Annotated in this window: 11 protein-coding genes; 6 read left to right on the plus strand and 5 right to left on the minus strand. The window is 74.2% G+C overall.

What is annotated here, in order from left to right; genetic code table 11:
* Positions 1-82 precede the first annotated feature (82 nt).
* A complete protein-coding gene (locus tag ABT245_RS32675) occupies positions 83-2,806 on the plus strand; it encodes a glycoside hydrolase family 2 protein (RefSeq protein WP_351740647.1) in 2,724 nt (907 codons plus the stop codon).
* A 149-nt stretch (positions 2,807-2,955) separates the two neighbouring features.
* Entirely contained in the window at positions 2,956-3,219 is a 264-nt protein-coding gene (locus ABT245_RS32680; protein ID WP_351740650.1) for a GlsB/YeaQ/YmgE family stress response membrane protein, read from the plus strand.
* Positions 3,220-3,277: 58 nt separating this feature from the next.
* Here ABT245_RS32680 and ABT245_RS32685 read toward each other — a convergent pair whose 3' ends face one another.
* On the minus strand, positions 3,278-4,072 hold the full coding sequence (locus ABT245_RS32685; RefSeq protein ID WP_351740653.1) for a GNAT family N-acetyltransferase: 795 nt from the start codon (positions 4,070-4,072) through the stop codon (positions 3,278-3,280).
* Positions 4,073-4,122: 50 nt separating this feature from the next.
* Positions 4,123-4,509, minus strand: a complete 387-nt coding sequence (locus ABT245_RS32690) for a MerR family transcriptional regulator (protein ID WP_351740656.1) — start codon at positions 4,507-4,509, stop codon at positions 4,123-4,125.
* A 70-nt stretch (positions 4,510-4,579) separates the two neighbouring features.
* On the opposite strand from ABT245_RS32690, the gene ABT245_RS32695 reads away from it, so the two are divergent.
* Positions 4,580-5,866, plus strand: coding sequence for an MFS transporter (locus ABT245_RS32695; protein WP_351740658.1), 1,287 nt, complete (start codon positions 4,580-4,582; stop codon positions 5,864-5,866).
* Between the two features lie 512 nt (positions 5,867-6,378).
* On the opposite strand, the gene ABT245_RS32700 is transcribed toward ABT245_RS32695, so the two are convergent.
* Positions 6,379-7,095 carry a chaplin gene (locus ABT245_RS32700; RefSeq protein WP_351740660.1) on the minus strand — a complete coding sequence of 239 codons (717 nt, stop codon included), beginning with the start codon at positions 7,093-7,095 and terminating at the stop codon, positions 6,379-6,381.
* 239 nt (positions 7,096-7,334) lie between these two features.
* Between ABT245_RS32700 and ABT245_RS32705 the strand changes: the two genes are divergently transcribed.
* Positions 7,335-8,903, plus strand: a complete 1,569-nt coding sequence (locus ABT245_RS32705) for an alpha/beta hydrolase (RefSeq protein WP_351740663.1) — start codon at positions 7,335-7,337, stop codon at positions 8,901-8,903.
* 145 nt (positions 8,904-9,048) lie between these two features.
* Positions 9,049-9,564 carry a DUF4232 domain-containing protein gene (locus ABT245_RS32710; RefSeq protein ID WP_351740683.1) on the plus strand — a complete coding sequence of 172 codons (516 nt, stop codon included), beginning with the start codon at positions 9,049-9,051 and terminating at the stop codon, positions 9,562-9,564.
* Here the strand turns inward: ABT245_RS32710 and asnB are convergent.
* Complete coding sequence (gene asnB, locus ABT245_RS32715) at positions 9,557-11,398, minus strand: asparagine synthase (glutamine-hydrolyzing) (protein ID WP_351740665.1); 1,842 nt, start codon at positions 11,396-11,398, stop codon at positions 9,557-9,559. The two genes, ABT245_RS32710 and asnB, sit on opposite strands and share 8 nt — an antisense overlap.
* Before the next feature lie 345 nt (positions 11,399-11,743).
* On the minus strand, positions 11,744-12,118 hold the full coding sequence (locus tag ABT245_RS32720; RefSeq protein WP_351740668.1) for a hypothetical protein: 375 nt from the start codon (positions 12,116-12,118) through the stop codon (positions 11,744-11,746).
* 354 nt (positions 12,119-12,472) lie between these two features.
* On the opposite strand from ABT245_RS32720, the gene ABT245_RS32725 reads away from it, so the two are divergent.
* Complete coding sequence (locus tag ABT245_RS32725) at positions 12,473-13,567, plus strand: baeRF3 domain-containing protein (protein WP_351740670.1); 1,095 nt, start codon at positions 12,473-12,475, stop codon at positions 13,565-13,567.
* Positions 13,568-14,145 lie beyond the last annotated feature (578 nt).

A 14,145-nucleotide genomic window follows, 5' to 3' on the forward strand; every position in this document is an offset into this window, starting at 1 on the left:
GTGCGGTGATTGACACTCCCGGCGACGGACCCTAACTTGTCCGAATTGTAAGGTTTCCTGACTTTGCGAGGCTGGAGACGCCGTGTTCCCTCTCCCCGCCGCCCGGCACCGCCTCGCCGCCTCCGCCGTGGCCCTCGGCCTGCTCTGCCCGCTCGCCTCCGGCGCCTGGGCCGGGCCCCACGATCCGTCCCCGGCGGCGCGGCACCCCCCGCCGGTGACCCGCGTCCCGGCGGCGGCGGGCACGGACACCCCGCTGGCCGGCTACGCGATCCAGTCGACCGCGAAGGTGGCCGACTCCCCGGCGGCCGTGTCCTCCCCCGGCTATCACGCGGCCGGCTGGTATCCCGCGGGCCCCCGCTCGACCGTGCTCGCCGCACTGCTCGCCGCCGGCGTGTACGCCGACCCGTTCTTCTCCACCAACCAGCAAAAGATCCCCACGGCGGACTTCCGCGTCCCGTGGTGGTACCGCACGGACTTCACGGTCACCGACACCTCCCGGCGCACCTACCTCGACTTCAGCGGTGTGATCTCGGCGGCGGACGTCTATGTGAACGGCCGCCGGGTGGCGGCGGCGAAGGATGTCACCGGCGCCTACACCCGCCACGAGCTGGACCTCACCGCACTGGTGCGCACCGGCACCAACACGGTCGCCTTCCGTGTCCTGCCCAACGACCCGACCCGGCAGCTCACCATGGGCTGGCTGGACTGGCTCCAGCCGCCGCCGGACGCCAACATGGGCATCGTCCGCGATGTCCGCCTGCGCCGCGGCGGCCCGGTCGCGCTGCGCGACGCCCACGTGCTGACCCGGCTGGACGTGCCCTCGCTGGCCACCGCCGACCTCACCGTCGAAGCGCAGGCCCGCAACGACTCCGACACGCCCGTCACCGCCGAGGTCACCGGCAGCGTCGCGGGGATCACCCTGCGCAGGACCGTGCCGCTCGCCGCGCACGAGACGACGACGGTCGCCTTCACCCCCGCGGACGTCCCCGGACTGCGACTGATCTCGCCCCGGGTGTGGTGGCCGGCCGGCCTCGGCGGTCAGCCCCTGTACGACCTCGATCTGACCGTGTCCGTCTCCGGCACCGCCTCGGACACCGCGCACGAGACCTTCGGGATCCGAGATGTCCGGGCCCCCCTGAACGCCGACGGCGCCCGCGCGTACCGGATCAACGGGCGCAGGCTGCTCATCAAGGGCGGCGGCTGGTCGCCGGACGAGTTCCTGCGCTGGGACCGCACCTACGCCGAGGACCGCCTGAAGTACGCCCTCGACCTGGGACTGAACACCATCCGTCTGGAAGGCCACATCGAGCCCGACGAGTTCTTCGACCTCGCCGACCGGCACGGTGTCCTCACCCTGCCGGGCTGGGAGTGCTGCGACAAGTGGGAGGGGCAGGTCAACGGCAGTGAGCTGGGCGAGCGGTGGACCGCCGCCGACCATCCGGTCGCCAAGGCGTCGATGGCCGCCGAGGCCGCCCGGCTGCGCAACCACCCGAGCGTGCTCTCCTTCCTCATCGGCAGCGACTTCGCGCCCGACGCCACGATCGAGCGGAACTACCTGGACGCCCTCGCGGCCGCCGACTGGCCGACCCCGGTGGTGCCCGCCGCCTCCGACAAGTCCTCCCCGCGGCTGGGCCGTTCGGGCATGAAGATGACCGGGCCCTACGACTGGGTGCCGCCGGCGTACTGGTACGCCAAGCGCGAGGGCGGCGCCACCGGCTTCAACTCCGAGACCAGCGCGGGCCCGGACATCCCCACCCTCGACACCCTGCGCCGGATGCTGACCCCCGCCGAACTGGACACCCTCTGGAAGGACCCCGGAGCCCGGCAGTACCACCGCTCCCCCTCGGCGACATTCGGCACCCTCGGCATCCACAACGCCGCGCTCGCCGGCCGCTACGGCGCCCCGAGGAACCTCGCCGACTACGTGCGCAAGGCCCAACTCGTGCAGTACGAGAACGTGCGGGCCCAGTTCGAGGCGTACGGGCGGGCCGCCACGGACGCCTCGAAGCCCGCGACCGGGCTGGTCTACTGGATGTTCAACAGCGGCTGGACGTCCCTGCACTGGCAGCTGACGGACCGTTGCCTCGACCAGGGCGGCGCCTACTTCGGGGCGAAGAAGGCGAACGAGCCGCTGCACGTCCAGTACTCGTACGACGACCGCTCGGTGGTCGTCGTCAACAACCGCCGCTCCACGGCCGGTCCGCTCACCGCGCGGGCCACGCTGTTCACCACCGACGGCACCCCGAGGTACGACCGCACCGTGTCCGGGGTGCGCGTACCCGGCGGCGGGGCGCACTCCTCGGTGCTCACCCTGCCCGCGTCGGTCAACAGGCTGACGCCGACGTATCTGGCCCGGCTGATCCTGTCCGACGCGACGGGCCGGGAGGTGAGCCGCAATGTGTACTGGCTCTCCACCCGGCCCGACACCCTCGACTGGGCCCGCACCGACTGGTACCACACGCCGACCACGAGCCACGCCGATCTGACGGGGCTCGGCCGGATGGCCCGGGTCCCGGTGGCGGCGACGGCGGCCACGGTGTCGGCGAACGGCACGTCGACGACGACGGTGACGCTGCGCAACGAGGGGCGCGGGCGGACGCCGTCGCTGCTGACGGACGTCCATCTCGTCGACGCCGCGGACGTGCCGGTGCTGCCGGTGCGCTGGTCGGACAACCAGGTCACGCTGTGGCCGGGCGAGACGGCGACGCTGACCGCCGTCTACCGGACGGCCGATCTGCGCGGCTCGGCGCCACGGGTGCGGGTCTCGGGCTGGAACACGCCCGCACGGACCGTGCCCGCGCACTGATCGCGCAGGCGGACCCGGCGTCGCCCGGGGGAAGGCGCGGGCGCGTCCTGCGGGTGAACACAGGGCACGGGCCTCGGCAAGGCGGACTGTCTCCGGATCCAGCGGGCACATGGCACAGCAGCGGGGGAACGCGACGAAGAGGGGTGGAGATGGAGATCTCAGGCATCATCAGTGCCATCGTCATCGGTGTCGTCATCGGCGTGCTGGGACGGCTGGTCGTCCCGGGCCGGCAGCGCATCGGCGTCGTGCTGACGATCGTCGTCGGCATCGTGGCCGCGCTGCTGGGCTCGGCGATCGCCGCGGGATTCGGGGTCGCCGACACCAAGGGACCCGACTGGATCGAGTGGTTGATCCAGATCGGCCTCGCGGCGGTCGGCGTGGCGGCCCTGGACCGGACGCGGGCGCGCCGCTGAACCACCGGCGCCGGCGCCCGCGTTCGGCCGTGACCGGCCCGGCGGGCCGCCGGCGGGACTACCCGCCGTACAGGTAGGGCGTCGTGGTGGTCAGCGCCTGGAAGCCGAGGCGTTCGAGGACACGACGGCTCATCGGCGTGGCGTCGACCTGGAGACAGCGGTGGCCGCGGGCCGCGGCGGCCCGGGCGCGGTGGGCGACCAGGGTGCGGTAGAGGCCGCGGCCCCGCCAGTGTGCGAGGGTGCCGCCGCCCCACAGCCCGGCGAACCCCGTTCCGGGCACGGGCTCCAGCCGGGCGGCGCTCACCGGTTCGTCCCCGGCGAGGGCGACGACCGCGACGAGCGAGCCGGGGTCGGCGGCGAGCCGGGCCAGCAGCCGGCGGCGCAGCCCGCCGCCGTCCGAGCCGAACACCTTCTCGTGCACCTCGACCATGTGCTCAACGCCGGCCGCGTCGTCGGCCCGTAGGACGCGGACGCCCTCGGGCGGCGCGGCGCCGGCGGTCAGCGCCACCACCTCGGCGGTCTGAGCGACCATCACCGTCTCCTCGGGTTCGGGCGTGAACCCGGCGGCCAGAAGCCGGGATCCGAGGTCGGCGGGGAGGTCGTGGCCGTAGAGCTTCCACTCGAACGGGCGGCCCAGCGCGCCGTAGTACGCGATCTGCGCGGCGATCGTCGCGTCGGCGTCCGTCGCGTCGGTGCCGTCCAGGCCGGACCACAGGACGCCGTTCCAGCCGTGGGCCGGGGCGATCTGCCGGACCACCGCCGCGGTGCGCTCGATCCGGGCGCCCGGCCCGTCGGGCCGTGCCTCCCTGCGCATGTCCCGGTCGTATCGGGCGAGTACAGCTGCATGGTCCATGCACCCACTTCAGCATCAAGGGCCCGGCACGGCAACGGAATTGATTGCGGTCAGCGCCCGGCGCATGTCTCCGTCTGCGGTCGGACCGCCGCGAGATAGGCGCTCAGCCGGTCGCGGTTGCGGGCCAGACAGTCGATGCGGGCCTGGATGCGGTCGATGTGGGCGCGCAGCAGCGCGGCCGTCTCCGCGCTGACGCACTCGGCCGGCGGATGGATCTCGTCGGCACCGCCGAGGTAGGGCAGGACCGCGCGGATCATCTCGGTGGTCAGGCCCGAGTCGAGCAGTCCGCGGATCTGCTGGACGTCCCGGACCGCGCTCTCGCCGTAGGTCCGGTAGCCGTTGGCGGCCCGTTCGGGGTGGAGCAGGTCCTGTTCCTCGTAGTAGCGCAGCAGCCGGGCCGGCACCCCGGTGCGGCGGGACAGTTCGCCGATCCTCATGGTCTGCCTCCGGGCCGTCCCGGCCTTCGCCTTGACCTTCACACTGATGTGAGGCTCCGAGCATGGTCCCATGTCCACCGCTTCCCGGGGCGAGGGCCCCGCCCTGCCCGTGCGGCTGCCGTGGCCGGGCCTGCTGGTCCTGTCCGCCGCGGCCTTCACCGCCGTCATGACCGAACTGCTGCCCGCCGGTCTGCTGCCCGCCATCGCCCCGGACCTGGGCGTCTCGGAGTCCCGGGTCGGCTATCTGGTCACCGGCTACGCCGCCGCCTCGTTCGGGGCGGCCGTCCCCCTGACCGCCGCGCTGCGCGGGCTGCCGCGGCGGCCGGTACTCATGGGCGCGCTGCTCGGTTTCGCCTGCGCCGACGCGCTGGTCGCGGTGTCGTCCTCGTACGCCCTCACCTTCGCCGCCCGGCTGCTGGCCGGGGCCATGGGCGGCACGCTGTGGGCGATGCTCGCCGGGTACGCGGCGCGGATGGTGCCGGCCGAGCGGCGCGGCCGGGCGATCGCGGTCGTGCTGGCCGGGATCACCCTCGCGCTGGCGCTGGGCGTACCCACGGGTTCCGCGTTGGCCGGGGCGGTCGGCTGGCGCGCCGCCTTCGCGGTGCTCGCCGTCCTCGCCCTGCTGCTGGTGGCCCTGGTGCGGTGGCGGGTGCCGGGCTTCCCCGGTGAGGCGCGGCATGCGCGCGTGCCGCTGCTGCGGGTCGCCGCACGGCCGGGGATCCGTCCGGTGCTGTCCGTGACGCTGTTCCTGCTGCTGGGTCACCAGGCGATGTACACGTACGTCGCCCCGTTCGCGGCGCACGCCGGTTTCGCGCGTACGGGGCTGCTGCTCGCGGTGTTCGGGAGCGCGACGGTGGCGGGCATCTGGCTGACGGGGGTGCTGATCGACCGTCGGCTGCGCGGCACCCTGCTCGCCGCGCTGGGCCTGTTCACGGCGGTGCTGCCGGTGTTCGCCCTGGCCGCCGGCCGGCCGGCGCTGCTTCTGGGGGCGGTGGTGCTGTGGGGTGTGGCGTTCGGCGGCGCACCGACGCTGATCCAGACGGCGCTGGTCGACGTGTCGGGGCCGGCCGACGCCGATGTGGCCACCTCCTTGCAGACCACCGTCTACAACGCGGGGATCGCCGTCGGTTCCCTGGCCGGCGGGCTGGCCCTGGACGGCGGCGGGCCCGCGGCCCTGCCCTGGGCGGCGCTGCCGCCGGTCGCGGTCGCGCTCACCACGGTCGCCCTGGCGCACCGGCACGCCTTCCCGGCGGTGCGCCACGGCGCGCCGAGCGCCGCTTCGCGTGGCCCCGGCGGGTCCGACGGCCGTGGCGTACGCCCGGAACCGTACCCGGAGCAGGGGCGTGCGCGATGGTGAACTTGGTGGAAGGGGACGAACTGCCGTACCTGTGGCGGTGGAGGGAGCCGGCCGGCGAGGTGTCGAGGGCGGGGCGGTCCGCGGCGGCGACGGCGAGCCGTGCGCAGCCGCGCTGCGCCGAACCTGCGACGAGCCGTTCGGGTCGGCCCTGGTGCCGCGGACGGCACCGTGCTCCCTGACCGATGCGCGCGGCACGCATGCCCGGGTCGGGCTCGGCCTGATCGTCCATGCGGAGTGGTACGGGCGACTGGTCGGCCGGCTCCTGAGATTCCACCGGGCCGGGGCCCGACCGGCGCGTCTGCCGTGGGCGGGCCGACCGGCTCGGGCGGGGTCGTCGGGCCGTGCCGGAAGGGCCGTGGGCCGCGTCATGTTCCCCGGGATCCTGTTCCCCGGGGTCCCGTCCTCCGAGGACCCGTTCTTCGGGATCCCGTCCTGTGGGGTCCCGTCCTCCGCAGTCGTGGCCGGGGCCTCCGCCGGTCGGCGTCCGGCGGAGGCGGCTGCCCCGGGGTGGGTCAGCGCCCTGCTCCCGGGCGGTAGCGGCGGTACAGGGCGGCGCCGGAGAGCAGCAGCGCCCCGCTCGCCGCGAGCGCGGGGACGGTCAGGTCCGCGCCCGTGTGGGCGAGGGCGACCTCGGCCGTCTGGGCGGCGGCGCGGGGCTCTGGTGCGACGGAGTGGTGCGCCCGGGGCGGTGCCGTCGTGGGCGGCTCGGCGGGCGGCCGCGGGGTGGGCTTCGCCGGGTGCCCGTTCACGGACTCGTTGCCGACGGCAGGGTTGCCGACGCCGACCACGTTCACGGTGTTGCCGCTGACGTTGACCGGGACATGCACCGGGAGCTGGACGGTGTTGCCGGACAGCAGGCCCGGCGAGTCCGTTCCCCCGCCCTGGGCGCTCGCCCCGCCCGAGGAGGCCGCCTTGTCCGAGGACGCCGTCTGGCCGGACGAGCCCGCCGCGCCCGATCGGGTCGCCCCGCCGCGCCCGGCGCCGGTGCCGCCCTCGTTGGCGCACGTGTTGCCCGCGGCCGGGTTGAGCAGCCCCGCCACGTTCACGGTGTTCCCGCACACGTTCGCCGGGACATGCACCGGGATCTGGACGGTGTTGCCGGAGATCACGCCGGGCGAGCCGACCGCGGCACCGTCCGCCGCGGAGTCCGCGTGCGCCGGCATCGTCACGGCCATCGCGCCGGAGGCGGCGGCGACGGCGATCACACCGTTTCGGGTAAGCCGTTTCATCGGCTCCCTGCCTTCCTGACATGGTCACGGGCGCTCGCCCGCACCGGATTAAACGCGGCTGAGCCATCCGAGTTATGGCTTGTCGGGCTCTCACCCCATCGAGCGACACGGTGGTCGAACCTTTCGTGAAGCCCCTCGCAGATGCCGCCCACCGCGTCCGGAGGCGAGCATTCCGCGGGCCGCCTATGGTGATCGGGAGCGCTGCCCCGGTCCGCAGCGGGGCTCCCTTGGAGGCATCGATGCTGGCCAAGCTGTCCACGCGGCCCGCCGTCCGGAGCTGTGCGAGCGCCGGAGTCGTCACGCTGGCGCTGCTCGGCGCGGGGCTGCCCACGGGGACCACCGCCCCGTCCCAGCCCGATCTGACCCGGTTCTACCGTCAGAAGGTCACCTGGTCGGCCTGCGGGGGCACCGCGGCCGCCAAGAAGCTGCAGTGCGCGAAGGTGACGGTCCCGCTCGACTATGCGCGGCCCGGCGCGGGCACCCTCGACCTGGCGCTGGCCCGCCGCCCGGCGACCGGGAGGTCGCAGGGCTCCCTGGTGCTGAACTTCGGCGGCCCGGGCGGCGCGGGCATCAGCACGCTCGCCGCCTCCGGCAAGGACTACCTGGCCCTGACCGACGGCTACGACGTGGTCACCTTCGACCCGCGCGGCGTCGGCCGGTCCTCGCCCGTCAGCTGCGGCGAGGGCACCGGCGAGGCCTCGTCCGTGACGGGGAACGGCGCCGGCCGGCGCGATCCCCAGGCGCTGCTCGCGCTGCTGCGCAAGGCCGCGGCCGAGTGCGTCCGTTACTCCGGCCCCGTCCTGCCCCACATAGGCACCATCAACGTCTCCCGGGACCTGGACGTCATCCGCCAGGCCCTCGGCGACGACCGACTCAACTACCTCGGCTTCTCCTACGGCACCCGGATCGGCGCGGTCTACGCCGCCCAGTTCCCGGGCAAGGTGGGCCGGATGGCGCTGGACGGCGTGGACACCCTCACCGAGCCCCTGTCCGAGCAGGGACTGGCGGGCGCCGAGGGGCAGCAGACCGCGCTGGACGACTTCCTGGACTGGTGCGTGAAGGACCGCGGCTGCCCCTTCGGCCGGGACCGGCGCAAGGCCGGGGAGCAGGTCGTGAAGCTGGTGCGCTCGCTCGACGCGCGTCCGGTGCCGACCGGCCTGGGCGGCGGGTTCTCCGGCCAGGATCTGGTGGGCGCCATGGGGCAGGGCCTGTACGGCAAGGAGCTGTGGCCCACGCTCGAACGCGCCCTGCTCTCCCTGGTCGACAACGGCGACACGCGTGGGGTGCAGACCTTCGCGGCCGGCGGTGCGGCGCCTGTGCACCGTTTCGACGGCAGACTCGTGGACGAGGCGGACGTCCCCGTGGACAACCTGTCCGCGGCGCTGATGGCCGTCAACTGCGCGGACGACCCGGACCGCCCCGGCGCCGGGCAGATCACCCAGGACATCGCGCGGCTGCGCGCCGACTACGAGAAGGCGTCACCGGTCTTCGGCCGGTACCGGCTGGCGGAACTGCTGATGTGCTATGGGCGTCCCCGGGGCACGGATTTCATCCGCGACCGGGTCAAGGACGTCGACACGCCGAAGATGCTCCTGGTGGGTACCCGGGGCGACCCCGCCACGCCGTACCGCTGGACTGTGGAGACCGCCCATAGGCTCGGCGCGTCGGCAGTGGTGCTCGACAACAAGGGCGAGGGCCACACCGGTTACTCGTCCTCCAAGTGTGTCCGCCACAAGGTCGACGACTTCCTGCTGTACGGCTCCCTGCCCGCCGACGGGAGTTCCTGCCCGGCGGACCGGGCCGAGTGACACCGCGCCCGACGCCGGCCCGTAGTGACCCGGGCGGGTGACGGGCGCCGGGTCCACCACAACCTCCGGGCCCTCCCGGCCGTCGCACCCAGTGGGCGGGCGTGACCCGCCGTTGTGGCACCGACCGACCCAGGGGAGATCCATGATGCGTATCCGTACCGCCGCGGCCGTGCCGGCCGTCGCCCTCGCCGCGGCGTCCCTGCTGCTCGTCGCGCCGCACGGCGCGGCGGCCGCCCGCGACACCGTCTGCCCGGAGCGGGCGCTGACCGTGCGGGCGGCGGTGGCGCCCGCCGATCCGACCGTGGTGCGGATCGATGTCACCAACCGCTCCGGTCGTGCCTGCACCGTCGGCCGCTACCCCACGGTCACCTTCGGCGACCTGGACGGCGCGGCCCTGCCGGTGCCCGACGGCGCGGAGGGCAGGTATCGCGTCGAGGCCGGCCGGACCGCGTACGCCGCCGTGCGGACCATCGCCGACCCCGCGGACTCGCAGGCCCGCCGGGTGGACGCGATCGCCGTGGCCGCGGACCCGGCCCATCGGGGGCGCGCGTTCACGGCGGCAGAGATCGGCGCGGGCGAGGCCGTGCGGGTGTGGGAGCCGGTGACGACCTGGTGGCAGCCGTCGGCGGCGGCCGCGGACCGGGCGATCGGGCTCAGCTGAGCGTCAGCTCGGGCGCGTACATGTCCAGCCAGAGCGCCAGGTCGAGGGTGCGTTCCAGGCTGTACCGGCCCGCCTGGGAGCCCGCGGGCAGCTCCCGGTGGGCGGCCCGGTCGGTCTTGTCCCGGTCGACGAGTTCGAAGACCGGGTGGTCGGGCCGGGCCACCAGGTCCTTGACCTGTTCCTGGAGGGCGAGGCCGTACCGGGGATCCTGGGTGGACGGGTAGGGGCTCTTGACCCGCTCGTACACGGACCGCGGGATGACGTCGGCGCTCGCCTCGCGCAGCAGGCTCTTCTCGCGGCCGTCGAAGGACTTCAGGGACCAGGGGGTGTTGTAGACGTACTCGACGAGACGGTGGTCGCAGAAGGGCACCCGGACCTCCAGGCCGACGGCCATGCTCATCCGGTCCTTCCGGTCGAGCAGGGCGCGTACGAAGCGGGTCAGGTGCAGATGGCAGATGCGGCGCATCCGGTACTCGAAGTCGCTCTCGCCGTCGAGGCGGCCGATGCCGGCGACGGCGGTGCGGTAGGCGTCGGCGATGTAGGTGTCCAGGTCCAGGTTCCCGGCCAGGTCCGGGCGCAGTACGTCGGTGTCCTTGCCGAAGTGCCGGTTCGACACGGCCAGCCAGGGGAAGGTGTCGGCGTTGCGTGCCTCCTCGTCGAAGAACTGCTGGTAGCCGCCGAAGACCTCGTCGGCGGACTCGCCCGACAGGGCGACCGTGGACCGGTCGCGGACGGCCTGGAAGAGCAGGTAGAGCGAGGAGTCCATGTCGCCGAAGCCCGCGGGCAGGTCACGGGCGCGCAGCACCTTCGCCCGTACGGCGGGGTCGGCGAGGGCCTCGGCGTCGAGGACGATGTCGTGGTGGTCGGTGCCGGCGAGGCGGGCCACGTCGTGCACGAACGGGGTGTCCGGGGTGGCGCGCAGTCCGTCGGGCACGAAGTGGTCGGTCTGGCCGACGAAGTCGACGGCGAAGCTGCGCACCTTCTCGCCCTGTTCGGCGAGTCGGCGGGCGGCCAGCGCGGTCATGGCGGAGGAGTCGAGGCCGCCCGAGAGCAGGGTGCAGCGCGGCACGTCGGCCACCAGCTGGCGGCACACGATGTCGTCGAGGAGGTCGCGGACATGGGCCACGGTGGCGGCCCGGTCGTCGGTGTGCGGCCGGGTCTCCAGCCGCCAGTAGGCGCGGGTGTGCAGGCCGGTGCGGTCGACGGTGACGACGGTGCCGGGTTCCACCTCGCGCATGCCCTCCCACACGGCGTGTCCGGGCGTTCTGACCATGGTGAACAGCTCGCGCAGCCCGTCCAGGCCGACCCGGGGTCTGACCAGCGGGTTGGCGAGGATCGCCTTGGGTTCGGAGCCGAACAGGACGCCGTCGGGCGTCGGGTGGCAGTAGAAGGGCTTGATGCCCATGCGGTCGCGGATCATGACGAGCTTGTCGTGGCGGCCGTCCCAGAGGGCGAAGGCGAACATGCCGTTGAGTCGTTCGGCGAGTCCGTCGCCCCATTCGAGGTAGCCGCGCAGGACGACCTCGGTGTCGGAGTCGGTGCTGAAGCGGTGCCCGCGCGCGGCCAGTTGCTGCCGGAGTTCGGTGAAGTTGTAGGCCTCGCCCGAGTACACCAGCGCCACGGTTCCCTCGGGCGTGGTGACCGTCATGGGCTGACGTCCGCCGGGCAGATCGATGATGGCGAGCCTGCGGTGGCCCAGGGCGGCGGGACCGTCGATCCAGGTGCCGCGGTCGTCCGGGCCGCGGCAGGCCATCGTCTCGGTCATCGCGTCCAAAGTCGCGGCCTCGGTATGCAGGTCGCGGTCGAAGGAAACCCAGCCGGTGATGCCGCACATGCCTTTCCTCCTGCCTCCGGACCGGCGTCGGCACCTGGCTCACCTGCGTTTTCGTAGGCGGGTTCCGTCGACCACCGAACCAGTTGTATCCAGCATCTGTGGTACGAGCGTGGGTCCGCGGCGCCGGGTCGGTCAACGCGGCCGCGACGTGCGCCGGCTCGTCGGGGCCGCGCTTTCGGACGCGGTCCAGCCGGGCGGGGCCCGCGTTCCGGCGCCCTGCCGGGCAGGGCCCGCCGTGGACCGGCCACGGGCAAAAACTTCCCCAAGCCGCCCGGTGCCCCCGTCCGGTGCCCCGTTGTTCGCCGATTCCGGTGACGGAGGGTTTGCTTCGGGGTGCGCCCGGTCTCACGGATCACGAGGCGGGTGCAGGGAGCACGGAGGGCCACAGGCCGGCACGACGGCCGGGGCCGCACGCGCTCGCGCACGCGCCAGGCCGCCGATCGCGGCGTCCAGGGCCGGGCCGCGGCCGAAGCGGCCGATCGCCACGTCGCCGCCGGTGGACAGTCGGACGCCGGGGCGCGTCGGGCCGTCGGGGCCGTCGCGGACCGCCGAGGCGGCGGGGCCGGTAAGTCGGCCGACAGCCCGGCCGGCGCGGACGACCAGGTCGCGGACAGCCCGGCCGGCGGACGGCCAGGTCGTCGTATCCGGCAGGGCGACCGGGGCGTTCTTCTCCCGCCGGGTGTACGACGGCCTCGCGCACGCGCAGGGCGACCTGATCACGGCCCTCAGGGTGAGGCTCCGCGCCCGCGCGGAAGCGGTCGGGCAGCCGCCGGCCGAAGCGCGGAGGCCGCGCAGCGCGCGCCACCAGTCCGGGTTCGGCCGTCGCGTCGCGCACCGCCGCCGGGATCCGGGCCGCCCGCGCACGCCCCGGGCCGGCAGCCGCTCCGGTCCGCTGAGGCGGACGACCGGGCCCCGACCGTCGACGGCCGGCCGAGCCATCCACGATCACTTCCCGACCCGCTCCCGCCGGCCGCGCCGAACCGGCGAGAGCCCGCTCGGACAGGCAGGAACCCACAGGGCATGCCCATGAATACCCCAAATGCCCGAACCGTGAATCCGCCCTATCGTGCTCTTATGGAGCACGCACTCAGCCCCGCGATCCTCGCCGAACTGCGGCGCCCACGCCCGTATCCCGCGGTGTCCGTGCTGACCCCGACGCACCGCCGCGAACCCGACAACACCCAGGATCCGGTCCGGCTGCGCAATGTGCTGGCCGAGGCCAAGAAGCAGCTGGAGTCCGACCCGGCGGTGACCCGGGAGCGACGTGCCGATGTCGTCGACCAGCTCGACCGGGCCCTCACCGAGGTGGACCTGGCGCACTCCGAGGACGGCCTGGTGATCTTCGCCGCGCCGGGCGAGCACCAGGTGTGGTCGCTGGCCCGTGCCGTCCCGGAGCGGGTGGTGCTCTCGGACACCTTCCTGACCCGCAACCTCGTCTCGGCGCGCGCGGCCGAGCGGCCGTTCTGGGTGCTGTCGGTCTCCGCCGATCACGTCACCCTGTGGAACGGCGCAGGCGACCGGGTCGTCGAGGCCCGGGCCGGCGGTTTTCCGCTGTTGCGCAACCGGGAGAACTTCGACGCCGAACGCCAGGAGCGGATCGGCGACTTCCCGAGCACCTTCCGCGACGAGGACACCCGCCGCTTCCTGCGGGAGGCCGACATCGCGATGACCGCGGTGCTGCGCGAGCTCCCGCGGCCGCTGTACCTCACCGGCGAGCAGGCCGCACTGTCCCTGCTGGACGAGGTCGGCGGCGTCGCCCGGGAGGCCGTGCACATCCCGCACGGCGGGCTGGCGAACAACACCCCCGAAGCCGTGTGGCAGGCGATCCGGCCGGTGGTCGACGCCGAGGCCGCGAAGGCCGCCGACCGCGTGGCCCGGGAGCTGGACGCGGCCCGTGGCCGCAAGGAGTTCGCGGCCGGTGTCGACGAGGTCTGGCAGAACGCGCGCGAGGGCCGGGTCCGGCTGCTCGCCGTCGAGGAGAACTACCGGGTGACCGTCCGCGACGACGGCGACCATCTGATCCCCGCCGAGAGCGGCGACCTCGACGCCCGCGAGGACGTCGTGGACGAGATCGTCGAGCAGTGCCTGGAGACCGGCGCCGACGTGCGCTTCGTGCCGGACGGCACGCTGGACGACGCGCGTGGCATCGCGGGGGTACTGCGGTACTGACGGCATGCCGCGCGACCCTGACGGCCGGCTCCCCGGCGCGTACGCCACGGCGTGGTCGTCGGCCGGGAGAGAGGACGCGCACGGATGCAGGGGGCGGACCGTCACCTCGGGCCCACGGGGCCTCGCGCCGCGGGTCACGCGTACAGGTCACGGCCAGGGGCGGGGGCGGGCGACATCTCAGGCCTCGGCGCGCTGGACGCGGACCTCGGGGCGCAGGCCACAGGCATGCGCGCGTACGGCCCCACCACCCCACGGGTCCCGGGTCACGGCCAGGGGCGGGCGACATCTCAGGGCTCGGGGCGCCGGCCGCGGACCCCGGGGCGCAGGCCGCAGATACGCGCGCATACGGCCCCGCGCCACAGATCACGGCCAGGGGCGGGCGACATCTCAGGCCTCGGGGCGCCGGCCGCGGACCCCGGGGCGCGGGCCACAGGCATGCGCGCATACGGCCCCGCCCCACAGATCACGGGTCGCGGTCAGGGAGCGGGCCGTCGTCTCGGGCCCTCGGGGCGCGGGCCTCGGGGCGTGGGGCGGGGCGTCGTCATACGCCGCCGAACAGCGTGCCGAGCCCGCGTTCG

Source organism: Streptomyces sp. NPDC001508, from assembly GCF_040298665.1.
Lineage (GTDB): Bacteria > Actinomycetota > Actinomycetes > Streptomycetales > Streptomycetaceae > Streptomyces.